This is a genomic window from Stieleria neptunia (assembly GCF_007754155.1).
Classification (GTDB): domain Bacteria; phylum Planctomycetota; class Planctomycetia; order Pirellulales; family Pirellulaceae; genus Stieleria; species Stieleria neptunia.
Window position 1 is genome coordinate 2,017,245 of the sequence record NZ_CP037423.1, and the last position, 23,018, is coordinate 2,040,262.

A 23,018-nucleotide genomic window follows, 5' to 3' on the forward strand; every position below is an offset into this window, starting at 1 on the left:
CGAGTCGATTGAGTGTGATGCGGTCAGCGGACCGTTGTACGACGTCTTTTTTAGGTCGTCGTCGGGAGTTCAGCGGACGACGGCCCGGAAGGGCCATCGTACTCAAGAAACCGGTCGTCCGAAGTTGGACAGTCCCTTTAGCCGACCTACTCGTCCACCGAAACCACCACCTGCACCGGCAGGTGATCACTGGCGAAACGCCCCCGGTCGGTCTTGGGGTCGTCAACGGCTACCCGCAGCACATCGACCGAGCGGACGAAGACGTGGTCGATGATACGATCGGGTGCGATCTTGCTGAAGCCGTTCCAGGTGCTGGTCGGTCCGGTCGGTTTGGACTTGCTGGCCTTTCGTGCGTCGGTCAGCGACGTCACGATCGCGTTGTACGGTTCCGAATCGATCAAGGTATTAAAATCGCCCATCAGAATGATCGGCAAGTCCTGGGGCAACTTACCAAGACGCTCGGCCAACAGTTTCCCACTTTCGGCCCGCGCTTTCGCGCCTCGATGATCAAAGTGGGTGTTTGCGACATACAACTCGGCGCCGTTTCGTCGGTCGCGAAAGTGGATCCAGGTGCAGGTCCGGGGCAATGCCGCGTCCCAGCCTTTCACGCCGACCGTTTCGGGCGACTCGCTCAACCAAAAGGTCCCCTTGTCGAGAATCTCGAACTTGTCCTTGCGATAAAAGATCGGCGCGTGCTCCCCGCCGCTTTTCCCATCGTCGCGACCGACGCCGTAGGAACCAAAGTCGCTCAGCCCGGCTCGCAATTGAGCGAACTGGGGTTCGGTGACTTCTTGCAGGCCGATGATGTCGTTGTGCTTGCAGTACTCAATCACGAACTCCTGGCGATGGGGCCAAACGTCTTTTCCATCGTTCGGGTTGGCATAGCGGATGTTGTAGGTTGCGACTTTCAACGAGTCGGTTTGCCCATCGGCGGGAGCTTGGGCGATCGACAAAGACGTGGTCGATGCAAGCAGCGATAGAAACAACAGTGATCGAAACATAGACAGCTACGGGGACGCGGGGAAATCAGCTCGGAACCGCCGGATCAACGCGTGCGCATCCGCCGGGACGACGTACAGCTTACCTCGAATGTGTTTCGTTTGCCCGGGCGCCAAACCGCCGATCCGAAAATCATTGTGCATGCAAGTGATGACGCCCTGGAAGATCTCCTGGTACGGATCCCAGGCGACCGCCAGGATCGTTGTTTCGTCGGCGGAGAAACAGCCGGTCAAGCCGCTGGAAGGAACAACATCACTGAGAGGACGCGGATTGACATCATCACGATCAACGTGTTTGGGGGCGTAGACTTGGCCGGGAATATAGCGAGCCTCCAGCGCCCAGGGAGAAGTCGGAAGACGCGTCAGTTTTCCGTCGACCAACAGGAAACACTTTTTGATGTAGGGCGGATAGACCTCGCGGGCATTGGCAGGATCGGCGCCGGTGAAACGGTCCACCCGCATGCAGGGCTGTGCCCAATGGGCTTCGGAAGCTTTCTCGGTCGGGTTGGTCGCCGTCAACTGAAACGTCACTTCGTCTTCGCCGGCGAGGATCACATGATCGACGATCACGCCGTCGGCCAGTGTGTCACGAATTTCAATGCGTTTTCGATCCGGCGTCGCCTTGATCAACTCACTGGTGTGCTTGATCACCGTTTGATGCCAGTCTCGGTCGGTTGATCCGGGACGGCAATAAGCTTCCAGATAGTGCGTGCGAATGAAGTCGCCCGGAATGTTCGCACCGTGGACATCCAGGTACCGACCATCCCACTGGATCGTCAGCCCGGTCGCGGGGGGCTCAGCCCGGATCGTCAAGGCGTGGGGTGTGATGAGAAACGACACAAGTGTGGCAAGTAGAATCCGTAGCATCGTGAATTGCCTGGGGGATGGAGTGAACGCGATTGCATCGATGATCGCTCGTGACCGAGTCAACGATGGACAGTGACATCCGTGGGTACGCCTTGCCATCCGTGGGGTGAGTGAACGCGATGGAGGGTCGTCGGTCTTGACGACATCCGCCACGGTGAGAGATCGAGTTGGGGAGGGCTGTCAGGATCGATGATCCTGGGATGTCAAATCTGGAAGCACTAGACCAGGATCGGATCGATGATTTCTCCGTGCACGTCGGTCAAACGAAAACGACGGCCTTGGTAGCGATAGGTCAGCCGTTCGTGGTCGATGCCCAGCAAATGCAGAATCGTGGCTTGGAAATCATGCACGCTGACACCATCGGCGGCCACGCTGAATCCGAATTCGTCGGACTCGCCGTGGGTGACGCCGGGCTTGATCCCGCCGCCGGCCATCCACAGTGTAAAAACGTACGGATGATGGTCGCGGCCCCAACGCTGGGTGTCTTCGATTTTGCCTTGCAGGAACGGGGTTCGTCCGAATTCGCCGCCCCAGATCACCAGCGTGTCGTCCAACAACCCGCGTTGTTCCAAGTCTTTGATGAGCGCCGCCGAAGGGGCGTCGGTGTCGCGGCACTGGATTTCCAATTGGCTATTCAGATTTCGATGCTGGTCCCAACCGGCATGCATCAATTGGATGAAGCGGGTGCCACGCTCGGCCAGTCGCCGCGCGATCAGACAGTTGTAGGCATAAGATCCCTTGCGCGTCACGTCGGGGCCGTACATCGCAAGCGTCGACTCGGATTCCGTCGACAGGTCGGTCAGTTCTGGTACCGAGGCTTGCATGCGATAGGCCATTTCATACTGTTTGATCCGCGTCGCAATTTCCGGGTCGCCGACCACATCGAGTTGTTCTTGATTGAGTGCGGCGAGATCGTCCAGCATGCCCCGGCGACGATCACGATTCATGCCGGGCGGATCCGACAGATACAACACCGGATCGCCGCTGCCGCGGAACTTCACGCCTTGATGCACCGTCGGCAGAAAACCGCTGCCCCAGTAATAGTCGTAAAAGATCTGTCCACACGACGCTTCCTTGTCGCGCGAGGTCATGGCGACAAACGCGGGCAGTTCTTCGGTTTCGCTGCCCAGACCGTAGCTGAGCCAAGCTCCCATGCTCGGTCGGCCGGGGCGTTCATCGCCGGTCAGAAAGTACGTGATCGCCGGAGCGTGATTGACCTGCGTCGTGTGCATCGATTTGATGAAACACAACTTGTCAGCAATCTTCGCCGTCTCGGGAAGAAAGCTGGAAACCGTCGCGCCGCTTTGGCCGTGACGGGCGAACGTCGTGATCTCCTTCAAGCACGGTCGCGCGGTCTGGCCGCCGGTCATCGTGCTGAATCGGGCTCCGCCGACGACCGAATCGGGGATCTGCTGGCCGTGCAATTGGGTCAACATCGGTTTGTGATCAAACAAGTCGACGTGCGACGGTGCTCCGTTCTGGAGCAAATAGATCACCCGTTTGGCCTTGGCCGGATAGTGCGGCAGCGTCGGCAACCCGCCCGCACCACTGGCGGCGCGGTTGCCCAACAAGGTCGCCAAGGCCGCCAGGGCGATTCCGGTCCCGGCCGAACCGAACAACTGGCGACGTGTTTGATGAATCGGATGAGTGTTCAATGGGGGCGTCATGGATTCTGCATTCCAGCGACGAGTGTGCGTAGGTGGGATAGGCTTCCAGCCTGTCATTTTGGAGTCGACAGGCTGGAAGCCTATCGCACTGAGAATCGCGGCAAGGCGTTACGGTTTGGACAACGTTTCATCCAGGTTCAACAGGATGGAGCAAACGACGGTGTAGGCGGCATGCTCCGCGGGGTCGAGTTGTGAATCACGCGGCGACTGGCCCACCGACAGCAACTGCAACGCGTCTTCGGGGTTGGACTTAAAATCGCGGCGCAGTTGTTCGACGCGGTTTTCCAAAACCGCCAATTCACGGTCCTTGGGTTTGCGCGCCGTGGCCAATCGAAATGCGTAACCCAAGCGCCCTGTCTGTGTTTCTTTTTCATCAAGCACGCGCTGGGCCATCATGCGGGCCGATTCAACAAACGTGGTCTCATTGAGTGTCGTCAATGCGTGCAGCGGAGTGTTGGTTCGGGTCGGTTTGACTTCACACGTTTGTCGTTTGGCTCCGTCAAAGAACATGGTCGGCCCGACGATTCGGCGCCAAAAGATGTACAGGCTGCGTCGATAAATTTTTTCGCCGGAGTCGGGCGTGTAGCGGATCTTTCCGAACGTGGCTTCCGCCCAAATCCCCTCGGGCTGGTAAGGCTTGACCGCGGGCCCGCCCAGTTCGGGGCTCAACAGCCCGCTGACCGATAACGCTTGATCGCGGAGCATCCAGGAGGGGAGTCGATAGCGCGGCGCCCTGGCAAACCACTTGTTCTGCGGATCGGATTGAAGGGCTGCTTCGCTGACCTGCGATGATTGTCGATAGGTCGCACTCATCACGATCAGTTTGTGAAGCTGTTTGACGTTCCACCCGCTTTCGACAAATTGGGTGGCCAACCAGTCCAGCAGATCGGGATGGGTTGGGCGATCACCTTGCAAACCAAAATCTTCGGTGGATTCAACGATCCCGCGTCCGAAAAACGTTTGCCAATCGCGATTCACGGTCACACGGGCGGTCAGCGGGTTGGCTGGGTCCACGAGCCAGCGGGCGAGCGTCAGACGGTTGCGGGGAGCATCGGTCGGCAAGGGCGGAAGCGCCGCCGGCGTGCCGGGTTGCACGGCCACGTCGGTCGGCTTGTCGTAGCCCCCGCGTTCCAGGATCAGCGTCTGGCGTCGCCGGTCACTCGGCAAGTCATCCATCACCATCACCGTGACCGCTTGCTTCTCTAACGCGGCGAGTTGTTTGTTTAGCTGATCACGCCGCGCCGCAAGGGGCTTCCACTGGGGCCAGTGGTTGGACCGGAAGTGTTCTCGCAAGACGGTGCGCTGCTCCGGCGTCCGTTTCTGCCGCTCTGTCTTGACTGCGGCGACCACTTCGGTCGGCAATCCGAAAACCGATTCGCTGGTCTTGTTGAAATAAAACCCTCCGATCCCTCCGGTGTTGACGATCTTGATCAGCAATTCGTTTTCGCCGGGCGCCAATTCGATCTGCAATCGTTCTTGATCGGCGGCGGCTGCCCTGGCGGTAAACTTCGCCAGCACTTGTTTGCCGCCGAAGAAGACTTTGATGGCGTCGTCGCTACCGAGAGACAGTTCGACGGTGCGTTCGGAAGACGACTCGATCTTGCGATAGAAATACGTCGCGCCGACGGTCTCCGGCAAGGGGTGCACGACGCCGTCTTTGATGTCCGCGCGCTTGGTCCAGGTGAGCTCGCCGACGGTTGAGGTGAGATCGACAGCGGATTCGGGACCGAGATCCCGGTCGAATGCTTGACGTCCGTCAGCCGGGATCGGTCCCAATTGCCACCAGGGCCCGAGCTTGGCTGAACCGCTGTCGGACGCCAGTTTGGCACGCAACTCGATTTCCCATGCGGCTTGGTCGTTGTCCAAATCGGGAAGCGGCGCCGTCAGTTCGGCTTCAATCGATCGCAGTTGGGCCGCGACATCGTCTCGCCGCCGGCGTTGATCCTCGTCCAGGTAGTTCAACACCGGCGCCGTCTTGCCGCGACCGCTGCGTCCTGTTTCCGAGGTGTTGTCGAAGAACGCGTAGAACTGAAAGTATTCCTTCAGCGAGATCGGATCGAATTTGTGGTCGTGACAACGACAGCAGGTCATCGTCAGACCCAGCCACACGGTGCCGGTCGTTTCCGCGCGATCGAAGACGTTTTCGACACGCGTTTCTTCGGCGATTCGTCCGCCTTCTCCGTTGAACATGTGATTGCGATTGAACCCCGTCGCCAAGATCTGTTCGGGTGTCGGGTTGTCCAGCAGGTCGCCGGCGAGCATTTCGATCGTGAACTGGTCAAAGGGCATGTTGGCATTGAGCGCGTTGACCAACCAATCGCGCCACGGCCACATGGTTCGCGTCGGGTCGCCTTGAAAACCGTCGGTGTCGGCATAGCGGGCGGCGTCGAGCCACTGCCACGCCATCCGCTGGCCGTAACGTGGTGACGCCAGCAGTCGATCGACCAACCGTTCGTACGCGCCATCGGACTTGTCGGCCAAAAACGCGTCGACTTCTTGTGGCGTCGGCGGCAACCCGGTCAAGTCCAAGGTCACCCGGCGAATCAATGTTTCGCCATCGGCTTCGGGTTGCGGCGAGAGTCCCGCCGCGATCGCGCGGGCTCGGATGAACCGATCGATTTCATTTCGTGACCACGACGACGGATCCTCCGGGACATCGGGCATCTTTGGAGGGACAAACGACCAGTGTTCCGACCACGTGGCCCCCGACTCGACCCACGTTTGCAGGATCTTTTTTTCCCCCGCCGTCAATGTCAGCTTGGAATCCGGCGGAGGCATGACTTCGTCGGGATCGCTGGACAAAACTCTCCGTAGGCCTTCGCTGTTTTCAACGTCGTGGGGGACAAAGGCGGCGTACCCGCCCAGATCAGCCCGCGCCCCCTCGACGGTGTCCAACCGCAAGTCCGCTTCACGGGTGGCTTCGTCGGGACCGTGGCACTGAAAACATTTGTCCGACAGGATCGGGCGGACCTGGGAGTCAAAATCGACGTCAGCAGCAGCGACGTGAAGAACCGTAAGGGTGACCAGAATGGTGCAGAACAGGCGGTACATGAAAGAGAGGTGGGCGTTCCGGGCGTGGGGGGAAGGATTCTATTGTAGCTTAGCGGACAATCGGATGTTCACCGACTCGATTCAACGGCGAAACGCGAACCTGGGTTCGTTGTCCGATGTCATGGAGACATCAATTCTGTTTCGACCGGATGGACCTGGTGCCCAGGCCGTGACGTATGTTCCGTGATTACCTCCAATTACCGCTGCCCGTGCGGATCCTGTGCTTGGGATCGCTGATCAACCGCGCCGGTTCGTTCGTGCTGGTTTTCTTGGCGATCTACGCCAGTGAACAGCTCGGGTTCGGCGTGCCTTTTGCCACCGCGTGTATCGGCGTGCTGGGCTTGGGCTCAATGGCCGGTTCGTTGCTCGGTGGTCATTTGGCTGACAAAGTTGGACGGCGCGGCGTGATGTTGCTGGCGCTGTTCGGCGGGGCGGCGATTCTGTTGTTGCTGTCGACCGTGACCCACCGTTGGTGGTTCATGCTGTCGGTCGGGGTGTTCGCCTTGGTGGCGGACCTGTATCGGCCGGCCGCGGCGGCGATGATCGGTGATTTGGTTTCGATCGATCGTCGACCGCATGCGTTTGCGTTGATGTACATCTCGATCAATTTGGGCTTTGCGATCGCACCGCCGATCGGCGGGCTGCTGGCCGGTTATTCGTTCGAGTGGCTGTTCTGGATCGATGCCGCTTCGATGATCGCGTACGGATTGATCATTGCGCTGACGATCGAGGAAACCCATCCACGTCGAGTGTCTGTCGAAGCGGAACCTTCGCCGTCGCCGCGCGCCTCTTGGATCGTGTCCGTCAGAACGATCGGATTGGATCTTCCGTTCCTGTCGTTTTGTATCTCGACCTTGTTGATTGCATTGGTGTTTGTGCAAGGATTGTCCACGTTACCGATCTACATTCGGCAATTGGGTTACAGCAACCTGCAATTCGGATTGCTGATGTCCGTCAACGGGTTGTTGATCGTGGTCCTTCAATTGCCGCTGACGCATTGGTTGTCACGCTTTAACGCGATGACGATCGTGTTGATCGGCGGCGTGTTGATCTCGATCGGGTTCGGGCTGACGGCCACCGGCAGCGGTCTGGTCTTTGTCGCGGTGTGCATCGCGATTTGGACGTTGGGGGAGATTCTTCAAGCCCCGTTCAACCAGACGATCGTCACCGACATGGCGCCGGACGAATTGCGTGGCAGCTATCTGGGCTTGTTCACGATGTGCTACGCATCAGCCCTGACGATCGGTGCTCCGGTCGGCGGCGCGGTGTTGTACCGTTTCGGCCCGACGGCACTGTGGACGGGCACGTTTGTCGTCGCGATGATCGCCGTGGCCGTGTACGGCTTGATCTATGCGTCGGTGACGCGTCGTGTGGCGAGAGTGGGATAGGCTTCCAGCCTGTCAGGTGCGGGAGTGGGATAGGCTTCCAGCCTGTCAGACAGCGGGAGTGGGATAGGCTGGAAGCCTATCCCACTTGGCAAGCTGGAAGCTTACCCCACTTGGCAAGCTGGAAGCTTACCCCACTTGGCAAGCTGGAAGCTTACCCCACTTGGCGAGCTGGAGGCCTATTCCACTTCGCCGAGATGTTGGCGGAGTCGCCGGAGGATGCGGCTGCGTGTTTGCCGAACCGTCGCCGGAGTGATGTTGAATTCTTCGGCGACGGTTGCCGACGGAATCTCGTCGATGACCGCACGCTCAAAAATTTGCCACGTCTTGTCCGCGAATTCGCGGCGAATCTGTTTCAATCCCCGAGCGAGCAGCTCATTGATTTGGTCGTCACCGGTCGGTTCTTCGTCGGGGACGGCCATTGGATCGGGGACTTTGCTCAGCGTCCGATACGCCGTGCTTCCCCCATCGGCTCGGATGTGTCGCGCGTCAGCACGGTGACGATCCTTCGCCTTGTTGGACGTGATCGTCCACAACCACCCACGGAATGAGCCGCGGGTGTGCTTCGTTTCGAATTGTTCGATCGATCGCGCCACCGCGGCAAACACCTCTTGAGTGCAATCGGCGGCGGCATGGGGATCCAACCCACAGCGACCACACCAATGCGCGATCAAGGGGCCGTACAGATCCACCAGTTCGCTCCAGGCCAACGGGTCACGCTCCCGGGCGCGACCGAGCAGGCTGGTTCGTGTGGCGTGTGAATCGGCGTTTTGAGAAACCACTGTCACACCCGGATCGTTCTAGGAAATAGCGGACCAATTGCGTGCATCAGTCTAAATGATGTTAGCATCGAATTGTCACACACTCCACCAACGGCTGTCACCCCATCATGATCATGGCCAAGACCGACGCTTGCTTGAAATCCAGTACGCTGCGTGATTACCTGGGAGGTTCCGTGGATGATCTCCAATCCGCCGCGATCGAATCGCACCTGGCGGTCTGTCGGTCCTGCGAAGAAACGCTCGCATCGTTGGAGGAAGACGGCGACACGATCGTGCGGCGCCTGCGCGCCGGATCGGGATCAACCGGCCAATCGACTCCGCTGGATCCCGTCGTGCAGAATGCCTTGGACTCCTCTCGAATGCTATTCGGCGAAGCCCCATCCAATCACTTCAACACCGTAAACGGAACGATGGTACCGGGCAACCGGATCGGGCCGTACGAATTGCTTCGGCCGATCGGCCGCGGCGGCATGGGGACCGTCTACCTGGCACGTCATCGCGACCTCGGCAAGCAGGTGGCGATCAAGGTGCTGCCGGTCGCGACGACGGAGAACGATCCACGATTGGAGCGGTTCTTGCGTGAGATCCGTGCGGCTGGAAGTTTGGAACACGCGTCGATCGTCAATGCGACCGATGCGGGACAACATGACGGCGTGCACTATTTGGCGATGGAATACATCGACGGATTGGATCTCAGCCAGATCGCCCGTGTCGTGAAACTCTCCGTCGCCGATGCGTGCGAAGTCGTGCGTCAGGCCGCTCTCGGTCTCTCCCACGCCCACGCCGAGGGCATCGTCCACCGTGACATCAAACCCTCGAATCTGATGTTGCGCCGCGATGGGGAGGTGAAGATTTTGGACTTCGGGCTCGCGCAAGTGAGCCGTTGGGACGGCGAGATGGCCGAATTGACGACGGTCGGTCAGCTGATGGGGACGCTGGATTACATGTCACCCGAACAAGCCGAGCAGCCGACCGCGGTCGACTATCGGGCCGATCTGTATTCACTCGGCGCGACGTTGTTCCGTCTGCTGGTCGGCCGTGCCCCGCTCGCAGCCGCCCCCGATCTGTCGCCGTTGGCAAAACTGCGATTGCTGGCCAACCATCGGCCGCCCCGGCTGGATACGTTGCGCGATGATTTGCCGCCCGATCTGGTGGATTTGACCGCCAATCTGTTGTCCGCCGCCGACCGGCGGCCGGCCAGCGCGTCGCACGTGGCCGAGGCGTTGTCGCAATTTTGCGTCGGATGCGATTTGGCCGCGTTGGTCCACGACGCATCGAACGAAATGCCGCGCGACTCGATTCCCGAGCCTCCAACCGGCCCCGCGACACGGACGTTGTCCGCGGCTGATCGACACCCCCCGCCGCGTCGTCGCTGGTGGATCGCCATCGCTGCGCTGCCGTTGTTCTTCATTGCGGGGATTGCAATCATCCTGAAGACCAACGAGGGGCAACTGGTGATCGAATCGGAAGTCGACGATGTCTCGGTCCGTCTGATCCAAGACGGCCAGCCGGCTGCGCAACTCAACGTCGAACCCGGGGTGAATACGACGCGTTTGAGATCAGGTGCTTACCAGGTGGTCTTGGGGGCGGGCAGTGATCAAGTGACGATCGACAAGGGGGCGATTGTGATTCGACGCGGCGAGACCACGATCGCACGGATCCGCGAAACGAAGGATTCACAATCAGTGGCGGTCGCCGCACAACCTGGCGCGAGTGATTTCATCGCCGCCTTCAAAGGCCGCTCGCCGATCCCCGCGTCGGACCAACCGTTGGTGCCTGGACAACGATTGAAGTTGACGTCATCGGTCGCCAATGAGCTTGAAATGGAATTGACGGTGATGGCCGATGCGACGATCAAGCCGCCTTTGCTGGGTGTCGTCTCGGTGCGCAACCAAACGCTCCAACAGGTCGAAACAAGACTCAACCAGGCGTACAAGAAATGGTACACCGAACCCGCGGTCGAGCTGTTCATGCATTTCGACACGCCTCGAACCGGCAGCCCCATCGGCTTGCCCGGGCCGCCCCACCTTCCGCTCGGATCAGGTGCGAGTGCAACCAACAATCGCATCGCTGAGAAGGCTCCCGTCTATGAAGGTCAAACGCTGCAGCAATGGTTGGACGTGATCGAGACCGAACGCGAGGGGGATCGGTTGAAAGCGGCCATGCAAGCCGTGTTGGCGTTGGCGACACCCCGCGATGCGGCAGCGGTGATCGACATCCTGATCTCCAATCATGGACGAATTCCCAAGGTCGAGGTCGCCCGGGCGCTGGGGATCGTGATCGCCGAGGATGAATTGGCGACGTTCCTGATCCAGCAGCTCGAAAGTGGCGATCCGCAGTGGGCTGCGAAAATGATCGATGCGAGTCGGATCGCAAGCGACGATCCCGAGACGCACGAAGCGATTTGCCGCTGGATCGTGCAAAACGTGCTGGTCTCTGACGGTCGTGTTCAGTTGGTCTACGAGGCACGTGATTTCTGCTTGGCGATCGCCTTTGATCCCGACTACGACGCAACGTTGCGAAAACAACTGCGTGACCGTCTTCGCGAAGTGTCGCTCTCGGATGATCCCCTGATCTCGCCGATGTTTTGGTTGGGCAATTGGGGCTGGGAAACGGACGGTGGTTGGACGGGCGAATTGATTTTCGACCTCTGCAAACAATTGATCGTCGACGATGAAACAGAGCCGGTCGAGTTGTCCGCCGCACTTGCGGTCTTGAGGCTGAAACAGGACAAACATCTCGAATTTGCGTCGCGCGTCAGTGGTGATGAATCATTGACCGAGGCAATCGTCAAACGATTTGACGAAACGAGTCGCCTGGAATGGAGCAATACGTATCCGCCGCTCGGCCATCCCTACTTCAACGGACACGTGCCCGGTCAATTCGCGGTGCGGAATTATCCGGAAAGCTGGGTCTCACACATCAGTGCCAGCTCTCCGCTTGATTGCCGGCACTCCGATCCGATCGTGGAACTATTACGATTAGTGGGCCCATTGCGATTGGCCAAGACGCTCGCCCCGCAGCTGGAACGGCTGCAGAAAGAAACGGCGAATGGTTACAACGCGGTGCAAAATCTCTTCAAACAGAGCGACCTGAGCCTCGTTTCGGTCGACTGGGAATCGATGACGCCTGCACAAGTGCGTTGGAAGCGGAGCAAAGCGGAATCCAACGGACTCACGACGGATGATCTGCCCACGCGCCAAGACTGGTTCGATGCGTATGTCCACATCCACGCCAGCGATTTGCTCGGTCAGCAGTAGTGCATGCCTTACAACGCCGTTTCGGCGGCGATCTTTCGGTAGGTTTCGATCGCCCGGTCGTACGTCTCTCTCGCTTCGGGGCGTTCGTCTTCGGCGATGAATCGCTCGCGGTTTTTCCATAACAAGTGAATCGTCTCCTCGCACCAGCGGGCGCTCGCTGCGGGACGCCCGAATCGGCTCGCCGGCGACGATCACGTTGACGGGGTTGGTGTGTAGTTGGGGGAACTGGCGCAACGCCACCCAACTGCTCTGTTTGATCGGGACGTCAAACTTCAAGTCGTGAATCTGGCCATCGGCGGGGATTTCACGTGAATCGACGACGTTGCCGTTGACGCTGATTTCCAAGTCGTACTTCAGGATCGTCGTCGGCTCGCTGACCGTGTCGGCGATCGGTGCGATAGATCTGGGGTTGAAAGAAAAAATCCGGTGCCAGCCGTTTCATTTGCGGCGGGTACAGATGGCCCAATTTGTCGCGAAACGTCAATCGTGCGGTGGTCGGCGTGCCGTCAACATCCGTGATCCGCAGCTTGATCGGCCTGGCCGGCTGGACGTCAAACAAGACGGGCAACTCGCCGCGGAATCCGATGTCCTGGGTTCCGGCACCGACGTCAAAGCCGAGCGTCGCTTCGCGCTTGCCGCTTTCGCTGGAATAGATCATCGCCAACGCGTATTCCACTTCCAGCCCACTCAGTTGCGGTGGCATCGGCTGGGCGTGGTACATTTCAAGGTCCAGGAAACGATCGGTGGCGCGATCGATATTCTCGTTCTCTTGGTTCTTCGTGGATTTTAGTGGCTAATCGCTCAGGACCCAGGTTTTTCGAGGCATTGCTGCGATGTCCGAATGGGGAGAGCGAGGACAAACGCTCGGTTCAAACGACCCTCCGCCGACACGGGGGCCGGCGGAGGGCACGAAGCACCTTCGGCGCATCGCAGACCAGGTGATTCCTCAGGAAGTGGGATAGGCTTCCAGCCTGTCAACCAAGTGGGATAGGCTTCCAGCCTGTCAAAATCCAGCATGACAGGCTGGAAGCCTATCCCACGGTTAGGGTTGATCGGCCAGCCGTTTCAATTCCCCATCGATGTCATCGCCTTCGTAAAACCACAATCCGCCGCTGACGGTGACCGTCCGGCCGGGGGCGCAATCGGGAAAGACCGGGTCGGAGTGGATGCAGGGCACCGGCGGATTGGCCCAGACGCGATGGTTCGGCTGCCACGCCGTGATGATCCAGCGGTTTGAGTCTTCCGCACGAACGGCGACAAACGGTGGTGCGGTGACGCTGTCGAGTGTTTCTTGAACGTTGAATCCGACGGCACCCTTGAGCATCACGCAGACCTGGACGCGCAACCCCGTCAGTGTTCCCCGAGTGCCGTTGGTCAGTTTTAATTCCATCTTGGCTGCACCGTCTTGCTCGTTCACACGACTTTCGATCACGATCCCGCCGGGCAGCTTTCGCTGGACGTTCAACGCGCCGTCATTCATCGACCATTCCAACCGCGGCAGATCGATGCCTTGTTCGGTCCAGATCGTCGGGATGTGTTCGTGCGCCAAATAGGTCAGCCCCAGATTCGAGAATACCGCTTCGGGCACATCCACGACCACGTAGCCCCCGTCGGACCAAGGAGTGAACACGCTGACTTTCGTTTCACGTTGCGGCCGAATCGCTCCGTCGAGGAAACCGATCCGCGGATGTCGGCCACCGGGATAGGGCAAGATGCGGAACCCGGATTTGGGCCGTTGGTTGGCACGCTGTTCCATCGCGGTGATGGCGTCAGCGGTTGGCAAGCCGGTCGCCCGCCTGACTTCGTCGACGTCAAAGCGGTGATCGGTGATCATGTTGTCCAACCAACGTTCGAGTGGTTGTCCTTCGGATTGTCTCGCTTCGGCCGCTACGTCGGCCGTATCGTCGTGCACGTCCAGTGATCGATAGAACGCCAGCGCTCGCTCGTATTCTTGCATCGCGGCATCGGGAACGATGCCGCGGCTGCGTCGCATTTCGTTTTCGACCCGAGAGACCAAGTAGCGTTTCTCATGGGCCATCGGGCGAACCGGGGCATCACCGATCTCGACGTACCAGGGGGCCGAGTGGACGAACCGCGACTGCCCGTCATCGCGGGGTTCCCAAAACCGGACCGCGAACCATCCCGATCGTTTTGGCGACACGTCGATGGAAAATGCCGATCGAAACGCTCCATCGGACGTGACTTGGTTTTGCGGCCGAAGCAGCGATTCCGGGCGGCCGTTGATCAGCAGTTCCCCGTAGGACAATTTGGTCTGGGACAGGAGATCGATCGCCAGCGGTATCGTTTGCGGTTGGCTAAATCGGAAGACGTGTCCGGGATCATTGCCCGCGGCGTGGGTGTACAGCATCGGCCCCGTCGTGACGAACGACCGCCCCGCCTTCAATCCCTGCATCCAGCCTTGGTCATCAAATCCGTCCGGTTGGTGCACGTAGACGCGGCCGAACCCCGCCGGAACCGGATGCACGCCGTTGGCCGTTCCCGCCGACGGCGGCATGCGAAACCCACAATTGAGCAGCGTGTAGTACATGCCCAAGGTGTAATCGATCCATTGACGATGCCCGCCTTCGCTGGCGCCAAACGGGGGTTGCATGTAGGCCGGTGCGGGCGTGTTCCATTTTCGAAAGGCGAATTCGGTTCGCCAAACATGGTTGTTAGACAATTCATACAACGCATCGGGCACGATCGTCGGCAACACCATCGCGAACGGCCAATCCAGTTTGTCCATGTCGAACAACACGCCCGGGTCGCTGGCCTGGACCGATTCGACGACCGGACGCCATGGGGGCACGTCCGTCTCCAGCCCGTTTCGATGTCCGAGCACGAACAACGCACCGAGCGTGTGTCGCTGTCCGGCGACGGTAAAGATTTCGTACTCGGTGTTGCGCGGCCAAATCACGTGCGTCGGATCGACGACGACCAGTCCCTCAGGGATGTCGGTCAAATTTTTGTTGCCCGCACGCGGTGCCTGGTCGGCGATCGTCACCCAATTCGTCAGCGGCAATGCGACATTCAAATCTTCTGCGACGATCACATTTTTCAGTTCATCGATCGTGCGGTGCAGGTGCGTGTCCCCGGAATACCAACCGCGCGCTTGGGGATCATTCCAGCGTTTCAATGGCACCGTCAGATCAAGGTCGTCCACACCGACCGTCAACGTCTGTTGATGTGGAAAGTAAGTCTTGCCACGCTCGACGATCAAGCGGTACTCGCCTTCGGGCACCGTCGCCGAGCAGCGGTGTGCCGAGACGGTGGTGTGGTATTCGACGGATTGTTGGTTGATCCAGTTTCGTTTTTCGTATCGAACCGCCGAACCGGTTGGGTCATCGGATCGAAAATAAAACGGGACGCCGGCGGTTGATTGCAGGTACAACCGCGCGGCCAGGGGCGCGCCCGTGTCGGAATCAACGACGGTCAGCTTGATCGTCCGCTCCTCCGCAACGCAGCGTCCTGACGCGACGGCGGAAACCATCACTAGGAAGGCGACCAACACCAGGCGGTTCGGCCGTCGTCGGGGCCTAATGGCCATGTCGGCGGGATCAAGCATCGATGTACCTACAGGAGTTCATCGGGAGGTGTTGGTGTCCAGGCTTTCGGGACCGTTCCGCTTCAGGCGACCGCTTTTCTGATGTACGACGGCCCTTCCGGGCCGTCGCCCGTGGGGCTCTGCGCGACGACCTAAAAAGGACGTCGTACACCACTCCGCCGACCACCGCTCAACCATTCTGTCAGATCATTCGAATTTGTCGCGTTTCGCGCCAACACTAAGCTGGACGGTCCCTCAAGGCTGCACACCAACGAAGGCTGCACAGCCGTCGGCGGTGCCGGTGCCTATCGCACGGGCCGTCCATTCTATCGGATCACTCCGCCCCGGGCGTGCGTTCGGTTTTCAACAGCCAGGGCTGGGCGATCACCGCTGCCAGGATCACGGCGGTTCCGACGTAGAAACTGTTTCCCAGCAGTTCGTGATCGCCAAAGCACAACGCCCCCAGCGAGATGCCGTAGACGGGTTCCAGGTTGTTGGCAAAGTTGATCGTGAACACGGAAAGCCGGTCCAGCAGCTCGACGTAGATCTGGTAGGCCAGGACCGTGCCGGCCAGCACCAGAATCGCCAACCAGAGCCATTCCAGGGACGTCGGCAGGTAGCGGTCCGAATCGAGCGGAAATCCCGACGCGTCGGCCGTGACCAGCGCCAAGCCGCAGAACACGGCGGCACCGGCCATCTCGTACAGGACAACGGACTGCTGATGGACTTTGCCCGCGAACAGTCCGTTGATGATCGAAAACAGCGTGGCCACGACCGCGCCCGCCAACGCCACCAACAGCCCGTAGTGAAACCGCGTCTCGGTGCGGTAAATCCAATAAACCGCCGCAATCACGACACAGCCCAACAGCAGGTTGCCCCACTGAAAACGAACCTTGCGAACCAGAATCGGTTCCAGCAGCGCCGTCCAAAACGACGTGGTGGCCATGCCGATCATGCAAATCGAAACGTTGGCGATTTTGACCGCCAGGAAAAACAGAATCCAATGCGCCCCGACCAGCATCCCGTTGACGATCAAGGCAACGGCAAGCCGCTTTGAAACCGCAGCGCGGCGCGGCAGCAGGGCGAACAAAATCGCGGCCGCGGCGGCACTGCGGTACAACACGACTTGGGTCGCACTCAGTTCGATCAGCTTTCCCAACACCGCGGTGAAGCCCCAAATCAAGACGACGAAGTGGAGTTTCAGGTAGTCGCGCACGAATGAAAACGACAGGTGTGGGGGGCGAGGAGCCTGATCGTTGTGGGGATTCGAACTTCCTCCCAATTGCACAACGTTGTTTGCGCCATCACCATAGGCGGTGATCTTACTTCGTCAATTGCAGGATGTTTTTACGTTGATCGTCACCATCGATGGCCCCGCCGGCGCCGGCAAAAGCAGTATCGCGCACCAAGTTGCGGCACAACTGGCGTTCGAATTTCTGGACACCGGCGCGCTCTATCGAGCCGCGACGCTGGCCGCGATCCGCGCCCAAATCGATTTGCAAGATACCGAACGACTGTCCGAATTCGTCGCTACCCTCAAGTTGTCGTGGCAGGCTCGCACCGTCCATCTCGACGGGGAAGATGTTTCGGAATTGATTCGCACTCCCGAGGTCACCGCGTCGATTCGCTACTTGGCCGACGTCCCCGCCGTCCGCGGGCAACTGTCACAGATCCAACGGGACATTGCCGAGGGACGCGACATCGTCACCGAGGGGCGCGATCAAGGCGCCGAAGTGTTTCCACATGCCGATTGCAAAATCTTCTTGACCGCGTCGCCGGTCGAACGCGCCAAACGACGGATGCGGCAATTGGCCGATTCCGGACGCTACGTCTCGCTGGAAGACGTCCTGTCGGCGCAAAACCAACGCGACCTGGAAGACCGGATGCGCGACGTCGGGCGACTCCGCGCCGCCGAAGACGCCGTGGTCGTCAACACCGACGGCATGCTGCCCGAAGAGGTGCTGCAGCAGATCGTGTCGTTGGTCCGATCCCGGATCGCGTCGCCGTAGCGGTAGGAAGATTTTGGCGCGCGGCTTGTGAGCGGGAAAATTTTCTTACCTCCAAAAATTTTCTTAACCCACCGGCATCCGCCGCTCGCCCCTCATTCTCGCGTGCAGACCAAAAACAGCCCGCTGGCGTTCCATGCCGATTGCGTCAATTCGCCGCCATCCAAGCCCACGCGGTCGATCCGCTGCACGGTCCAGCCGGCGGCTTTCAGTTCCGATTGAATCTCACGCTCGCTGAAGCGGTGCATGAACATCTTGTCGAGCCCGCGGTAGGCATAGGTCGCGTCGCCGAATTCCGCCTCGCCTCGAAACGAATCGATCCAACTGCGCAGCAGACGCCGCATTCCGCCGGTTTCCCGCAACGCCGCCCAGCGTCGGTGGACATGCAGGATCAAGCAGCCGCCGGGGCGAACGGCGCGCGCGATATGGCACAGAAAGCGAACACGATTGGCTCGGCCTTGAATCATACCGATCGTGCTGAACATACAAATCGCGTGATCGGCGATGGCGTCGGCGAGCGCGTCGAGCTGTACCAAATTGGCGCGCATCGGCAGGATCGTTCCGGCCGCGGGCGTCTGCGTCGCCGCTCGATCACCGTGGCGCTCGAGCAGCGTTTCCAGCATGGACTGACTGAGATCGACGGCCAGGACGTCGTACCCGAGTTGACGGACGGGATCGGCCAAACGACCGGTACCGGCCCCCAGATCGAGGATCAGGGGTGGGAAATCATCGGATTCCGCGCCAAGCGTTGCAGCCGGAGCGGGCGAAACGGCGGCAAGCGTTTCCAACACGTAGCGTCGATCGAGCTCGCAGAGCGGTGTGTCCGCCACAAAGTCGTCATAGTGGCGGGCGATCGTCCGCTGATGGACGTATTGCCAAGTTCCCGCGGCAACGCCGGGCGGGCGCAGCCAGTCCGGGGGACGGGGGGAATGCGGGGGCTGGTTCAAAACGGATTTGTGTTCCTATAATCCCGGCGTCATGATCAGCGCCACAACTGCAGCTCATCGCAGCGATTCGCAGCTTCTCCAAGCGAGTGAGAATGGGCTCCCGCTGACTCATCGAACCTTTATCCGATGCCGGCCAGCGAATTGGCTGAGTCTACCCCAATGAGGAGAAAAACGAACAGTGGCTATCAAAGTTGGAATTAATGGTTTTGGTCGAATCGGACGATTGGTCTTCCGCGCTTCCATCGGCCGCGACGATATCGAAGTGGTCGGCATCAACGACTTGCTGGACACCGATTATCTGGCCTACATGCTGAAGTACGATTCCGTGCACGGCCCCTTCAAGGGCGAAGTCGCGGTCGACGGCAGCAATCTGATCGTCAACGGCAAGACCGTCCGTGCTACTTCGGAAACCGACCCCAGCAAGCTGGCTTGGGGAGACATCGGCGTGGACGTCGTAGTCGAGTCGACCGGGATCTTCTTGACCTCCGAAGGCGCTCAGGGTCACATCGATGCCGGCGCCAAAAAAGTCGTCATGTCGGCTCCCTCCAAGGACGACACACGGATGTTCGTGATGGGCGTCAACGACGACAGCTACAACGGTGAAACGTTTGTCTCCAACGCGTCGTGCACGACCAACTGCTTGGCCCCGATCGCCAAGGTCCTCAACGACAACTACGGAATCAAACGCGGTTTGATGACCACCGTGCACGCGGCCACCGCGACGCAAAAGACCGTCGATGGTCCTTCCAAGAAGGATTGGCGCGGCGGACGTGGGATTTTGGAAAACATCATCCCCTCCAGCACCGGTGCGGCCAAAGCGGTCGGCAAGGTGATTCCGGAACTCAACGGCAAACTGACCGGCATGGCGTTCCGCGTTCCCACCTCGGACGTGTCCGTCGTCGACCTGACCGTCGAACTGGAAAAGGGTGCCAGCTACGAAGCAATCTGCGCCAAGATGAAAGAAACGGCCGAAGGCAGCATGAAAGGCATCCTCGGCTACACCGACGACAAAGTCGTCTCGACCGATTTCCGCGGCGAAGCTCGCACCTCGGTCTTCGACGCCGGCGCCGGAATCCAATTGGATGACACCTTCGTGAAAGTCGTCTCCTGGTACGACAACGAATGGGGTTACTCCAACAAGGTTCTCGACCTGGTCGCCAAGATCTCGGGCTGAGTGTTGCTCCAGGAACGGTGACGATCCGTTGCCGCACCACTGACAAGAAACGAAACAGGCTCGCTGGAAACAGCGAGCCTGCTTTTTTTGGCATTGACAGACGTTGGCGTTCCCGTTTTGGTTGGGGGTGGAAAACGCGGCTCGCCCGACTTGCCCATACCCGACGCCATCATCTTGCCCCCGGAAACGACATGCCGATCAACGAAGTGCTGCGACCGAGCGACCTGACCGCAGAATTATTGGACGCCATCTTTGAGCCCACGGATCTGGAAGTCCGCCGTGACAACGACGGCGACCTGGTCGTGACCCGCGGCGTTTCCTGCTACGTGATGCAAACGGCCGAGAACGAGCGGCTGATGTTGATGACCTTCGTCGGCGTCAAAGAAAACACCGATCGCTCCGCGAAACTGGAGTTCGTCAATCGCGTCAACAACGACATCTCCACGGTCCGAGCGCACGTTAACGAACGAGAGTCCATCGTGTTCGATTACCACATCCCGATCCGGGGCGGCATCGGCGCGGAAGCCATTGTCGAAGCGACCCGATTCTTTTTACTGGCCAGCGCCCACGCGATCGACCGCTGCGACCAAGACGACATCGTCCGCTGAACCGGAATCGTGCGCTGAATCGGAACCCTCACACCACTGCGTGCGGTCCGCACAGATCAGTACCATTGCATGGCATAATTGCGGAACGACTCGATGGCATCCCGCCTCGCCTCGGCGTCTCGAAATTCGATCCACTCCGATTCATGTTCGGCCAATCGCCGCTTGAGGAGTGTGCGGGATCCCTGGAACTGCGTCCAATGTGTTTGCGGTAAGTCGTCCATTTCAAGCTGACGCTGGGCCAGCAACGCCAGCACTCCGTTGCGAATGATTTCGTCCTCGCAGTGCGTCAGACGTAGCAATGGCAAGACCCCTTCGTCGTCTTTCGGTTTGACCGCGATCATGACCGATGGATGAAGGTAACCTGCATCGACCGTGGCCGCGTTGTATCGATGAGCCACATAGTCGACAGGAAAAACGCTGTAGGCAATCACGGCCAACATCAGCGCGATCAGTTGGGCGCGAATCAGCCACCAGAAGCTTCGGTTTTGACCGATCTTGTAAACGACCAAGCAGAATCCGACGACGACGAGCGTGGTGCCGAAAAATCCGACCGTTCGCATGCGTGTCATTCCGTTGTAGCCGACGTAGATCATCAACCGGTTGTACACCGCGGCGGCCAACAACAGGTTCTGAGCGGACCAGATCCACGACAATCGGCGTAGCGACCCCAGCCGATCGTCGCTCAACATCGTCCCGCTAAACGCCAATGATAGAACCGCCGTGGCGAGTGCGAGTGCGAAGGTCAACCAGGCCGCTCCCTGGTGCGCGTATCCGGCATAATAGAAGCCTGCAGGAAAATCACGCTTCCAAAGCGTGATGAATTCGAATGACAGATAAACCGCAAACAGGACGATCAACGTCCAAAGCGTGTTTCGCAGCGGCGTATAGAGAGTCGAACGAGCTGCTTCGGCCGTTGGCGGTTCTTCCGGATCAGTGGGGCCGATTCGAAGCATCGGAAGCACAGGGCGCATCAGACCCGCTCCGATCAACAGAGCCAGTGCACAAAACGGGATCTCCCAAGGCGAAATCTTCTCAAACCAAATCTGAAAGCCTTCGGCTAGTCGCGTCATCCGCAACGAGACCCACTCAAACAGATTCGGATTCGCGAACACGAAGATCGAACCAAACACGACCGCGGCAATCGTTGGCAGCAACCACGCTAGCATCCGCGGACTCGACAGATTCGAGCCACTTGGGTCACTCGAGTCCGACGGCAGCCGATACGTCCCCAGTCGCCGAGCCCCATCGAGGATCACGCGTCCCGCAAGGACGAACCCTTCCAAAACAAGCGGCACATACCCGGCAGCCGACATCGCGAGCGCCACCACAAGCACGACGCCAGAAAAGATCGTCGATGCGGAACCGGACCAGATCAATCGAACGGTGACCACCAGCAAGCACCCGACAATCAACTTCCAAGCCGGACCACGACGGAGTTCATCGCAACCGATCAAGAACAGCAACGGCACGATCCCAAAGAAGACACCGGGGCCGCTGAATCCGTGGGCGCGAAAGATCAGCAGATCCGCCATCAGCGTCCAGAGCGCGACGGCGACGACCTCGCGTCGCAACACCGGTCGCACCAACACGGCGTCGACGGGGGAAACGCCGCCGGGATCTCCGAATGGGGTTGCCGCGGACTCCGATGGTTCACCCGACAAGTCACCAGCCATCGCGAAAACCTCCGGAAAGCAGACGAGACACACGCAGACCAATTCGAACCGTCTGGGGATTCCCTACGGCCCCCGACTGGCATCGGTTCAGTTACTCTCGATACCAGCCGCGAGGGTTGGACCAGCCGCACGCAGGAAAAAGATTCGCTCGGACGCTTCGGTCCCGACACCGATGCAGATTAGCGGCTTCAACGCAGTTTCGCCACGATTTGGTCCGGGATTTCGAGAAGAGTGCAGCGAAGGAATTTCGCTACGATGCTGAGGTCGATGCAACCGCCAGCGCGAAGAAATCGCGTTTTCTCTGTTCGGTGCGATCGCACTCATTCATTCTGGCTCCCTTCTCCCCCGCGGCGAGAGCGAGTGGTGCTCGCTCTCGTCGTGGGGGAGAAGGGCTGGGGATGAGGGGGCACGTCCTTCCATCCGCTCGTCAATCGCCTGCTCGATCCGGCGCCGCACGGCAACAGCATTCCTCAAGACCTCGTAACCGAGAACCCGCACGACGTGATATCCTCCCTCGGCCAAATATCGGTCGCGACGCTGATCATGCTGACGGCCTTCATTGGTCTGATGAGGTTCACCATCAACCTCAACAATCAACTTCAAGGCCACACAACAGAAGTCGACTGTATACGGAGAAATTGCGTATTCGCGCCGAAACTTCTGATTTCGACACCGGCGATTGCGCAACATTTGCCAAACATCCTGAGCAAACTCGTTTGCGCGGACCCGTTGATCGCGGGCGAAGGAAATCGCCTTTGGATCCCTTCGAGCTCTTCTGTTCATGCTGCCCCTACGATTCAAGGGTGACGCCTGCTTGCCCCCTCATCCCCAACCCTTCTCCCCCTTCGATGAAAGCGAGCACGACTCGCTTTCATCGAAGGGGGAGAAGGGAGCCAGTATAGAGGTAGGCCGGCCACCGAGTGGAAATCGCAAATTCGCACTCTGTCCAATGCCGGACGCAGATTGAAACGCCCGCTTTCACCGCATCGGTTGGACCATTCGACGCATTTTTCGCAGTTTTCTTCTTGCAGTCGGTGGCGGACACCGTCGCGCGGT

Annotated in this window: 16 protein-coding genes; 5 read left to right on the top strand and 11 right to left on the bottom strand. The window is 59.5% G+C overall.

Features of this window, described 5'->3' with window-relative positions:
• Window positions 1-146 precede the first annotated feature (146 nt).
• The 4 genes from Enr13x_RS06925 to Enr13x_RS06940 all read right to left on the bottom strand — a co-directional run bounded on the left by Enr13x_RS06925 (window position 147) and on the right by Enr13x_RS06940 (window position 6,583).
• Window positions 147-1,001 (bottom strand): endonuclease/exonuclease/phosphatase family protein, encoded by an 855-nt coding sequence (locus tag Enr13x_RS06925; protein ID WP_145385331.1) that lies wholly within the window; start codon window positions 999-1,001, stop codon window positions 147-149.
• A gap of 6 nt (window positions 1,002-1,007) precedes the next feature.
• A complete protein-coding gene (locus Enr13x_RS06930) occupies window positions 1,008-1,865 on the bottom strand; it encodes a hypothetical protein (RefSeq protein ID WP_145385332.1) in 858 nt (285 codons plus the stop codon).
• Window positions 1,866-2,083: 218 nt separating this feature from the next.
• The gene (locus Enr13x_RS06935; RefSeq protein ID WP_145385333.1) at window positions 2,084-3,532 is read right to left on the bottom strand and encodes a DUF1501 domain-containing protein; all 1,449 of its coding nucleotides are present in this window, start codon (window positions 3,530-3,532) and stop codon (window positions 2,084-2,086) included.
• Window positions 3,533-3,640: 108 nt separating this feature from the next.
• Window positions 3,641-6,583 (bottom strand): PSD1 and planctomycete cytochrome C domain-containing protein, encoded by a 2,943-nt coding sequence (locus Enr13x_RS06940; RefSeq protein ID WP_145385334.1) that lies wholly within the window; start codon window positions 6,581-6,583, stop codon window positions 3,641-3,643.
• Between the two features lie 176 nt (window positions 6,584-6,759).
• Here Enr13x_RS06940 and Enr13x_RS06945 point away from each other — a divergent pair, with 176 nt between their 5' ends.
• On the top strand, window positions 6,760-7,971 hold the full coding sequence (locus Enr13x_RS06945) for an MDR family MFS transporter (protein ID WP_145385335.1): 1,212 nt from the start codon (window positions 6,760-6,762) through the stop codon (window positions 7,969-7,971).
• A 176-nt stretch (window positions 7,972-8,147) separates the two neighbouring features.
• Here the strand turns inward: Enr13x_RS06945 and Enr13x_RS06950 are convergent, their stop codons facing one another.
• Window positions 8,148-8,756: an RNA polymerase sigma factor gene (locus Enr13x_RS06950; protein WP_145385336.1), complete on the bottom strand. Its 609-nt coding sequence runs from the start codon at window positions 8,754-8,756 to the stop codon at window positions 8,148-8,150.
• Window positions 8,757-8,863: 107 nt separating this feature from the next.
• On the opposite strand from Enr13x_RS06950, the gene Enr13x_RS06955 reads away from it, so the two are divergent.
• On the top strand, window positions 8,864-12,010 hold the full coding sequence (locus tag Enr13x_RS06955) for a serine/threonine protein kinase (RefSeq protein WP_197455851.1): 3,147 nt from the start codon (window positions 8,864-8,866) through the stop codon (window positions 12,008-12,010).
• A gap of 304 nt (window positions 12,011-12,314) precedes the next feature.
• Here the strand turns inward: Enr13x_RS06955 and Enr13x_RS06960 are convergent, their stop codons facing one another.
• From Enr13x_RS06960 to Enr13x_RS06970, 3 genes are all read right to left on the bottom strand, one after another.
• Entirely contained in the window at window positions 12,315-12,731 is a 417-nt protein-coding gene (locus Enr13x_RS06960; RefSeq protein ID WP_145385338.1) for a hypothetical protein, read from the bottom strand.
• Window positions 12,732-13,052: 321 nt separating this feature from the next.
• Entirely contained in the window at window positions 13,053-15,575 is a 2,523-nt protein-coding gene (locus tag Enr13x_RS06965) for a CehA/McbA family metallohydrolase (RefSeq protein ID WP_145385339.1), read from the bottom strand.
• 313 nt (window positions 15,576-15,888) lie between these two features.
• Complete coding sequence (locus tag Enr13x_RS06970) at window positions 15,889-16,770, bottom strand: DMT family transporter (protein ID WP_231744137.1); 882 nt, start codon at window positions 16,768-16,770, stop codon at window positions 15,889-15,891.
• Window positions 16,771-16,906: 136 nt separating this feature from the next.
• Here Enr13x_RS06970 and cmk point away from each other — a divergent pair, with 136 nt between their 5' ends.
• A complete protein-coding gene (gene cmk, locus Enr13x_RS06975) occupies window positions 16,907-17,563 on the top strand; it encodes a (d)CMP kinase (RefSeq protein WP_145392157.1) in 657 nt (218 codons plus the stop codon).
• A gap of 92 nt (window positions 17,564-17,655) precedes the next feature.
• On the opposite strand, the gene Enr13x_RS06980 is transcribed toward cmk, so the two are convergent.
• Complete coding sequence (locus Enr13x_RS06980; protein ID WP_145385340.1) at window positions 17,656-18,507, bottom strand: class I SAM-dependent methyltransferase; 852 nt, start codon at window positions 18,505-18,507, stop codon at window positions 17,656-17,658.
• A gap of 178 nt (window positions 18,508-18,685) precedes the next feature.
• On the opposite strand from Enr13x_RS06980, the gene gap reads away from it, so the two are divergent.
• Window positions 18,686-19,681 (top strand): type I glyceraldehyde-3-phosphate dehydrogenase, encoded by a 996-nt coding sequence (gap, locus tag Enr13x_RS06985; RefSeq protein WP_095739215.1) that lies wholly within the window; start codon window positions 18,686-18,688, stop codon window positions 19,679-19,681.
• A 191-nt stretch (window positions 19,682-19,872) separates the two neighbouring features.
• Window positions 19,873-20,289, top strand: a complete 417-nt coding sequence (locus Enr13x_RS37765) for a YbjN domain-containing protein (protein WP_197455852.1) — start codon at window positions 19,873-19,875, stop codon at window positions 20,287-20,289.
• 56 nt (window positions 20,290-20,345) lie between these two features.
• Here the strand turns inward: Enr13x_RS37765 and Enr13x_RS06995 are convergent, their stop codons facing one another.
• Together Enr13x_RS06995 and Enr13x_RS39660 are read right to left on the bottom strand one after the other, a co-directional pair.
• Window positions 20,346-21,962, bottom strand: a complete 1,617-nt coding sequence (locus Enr13x_RS06995) for a DUF4153 domain-containing protein (protein ID WP_145385342.1) — start codon at window positions 21,960-21,962, stop codon at window positions 20,346-20,348.
• Between the two features lie 324 nt (window positions 21,963-22,286).
• Window positions 22,287-22,745, bottom strand: coding sequence for an endonuclease domain-containing protein (locus tag Enr13x_RS39660; protein WP_145385343.1), 459 nt, complete (start codon window positions 22,743-22,745; stop codon window positions 22,287-22,289).
• Window positions 22,746-23,018 lie beyond the last annotated feature (273 nt).

Coding starts and splice junctions, on each gene's coding strand:
- Enr13x_RS06925 (WP_145385331.1), bottom strand. CDS start 1,001: ATGTTTCGATCACTGTTGTTTCTATCGCTGCTTGCATCGACCACGTCT.
- Enr13x_RS06930 (WP_145385332.1), bottom strand. CDS start 1,865: ATGCTACGGATTCTACTTGCCACACTTGTGTCGTTTCTCATCACACCC.
- Enr13x_RS06935 (WP_145385333.1), bottom strand. CDS start 3,532: ATGACGCCCCCATTGAACACTCATCCGATTCATCAAACACGTCGCCAG.
- Enr13x_RS06940 (WP_145385334.1), bottom strand. CDS start 6,583: ATGTACCGCCTGTTCTGCACCATTCTGGTCACCCTTACGGTTCTTCAC.
- Enr13x_RS06945 (WP_145385335.1), top strand. CDS start 6,760: ATGTTCCGTGATTACCTCCAATTACCGCTGCCCGTGCGGATCCTGTGC.
- Enr13x_RS06955 (WP_197455851.1), top strand. CDS start 8,864: ATGGCCAAGACCGACGCTTGCTTGAAATCCAGTACGCTGCGTGATTAC.
- Enr13x_RS06960 (WP_145385338.1), bottom strand. CDS start 12,731: ATGTACCACGCCCAGCCGATGCCACCGCAACTGAGTGGGCTGGAAGTG.
- Enr13x_RS06965 (WP_145385339.1), bottom strand. CDS start 15,575: ATGCTTGATCCCGCCGACATGGCCATTAGGCCCCGACGACGGCCGAAC.
- Enr13x_RS37765 (WP_197455852.1), top strand. CDS start 19,873: ATGCCGATCAACGAAGTGCTGCGACCGAGCGACCTGACCGCAGAATTA.
- Enr13x_RS06995 (WP_145385342.1), bottom strand. CDS start 21,962: ATGGCTGGTGACTTGTCGGGTGAACCATCGGAGTCCGCGGCAACCCCA.
- Enr13x_RS39660 (WP_145385343.1), bottom strand. CDS start 22,745: ATGAACAGAAGAGCTCGAAGGGATCCAAAGGCGATTTCCTTCGCCCGC.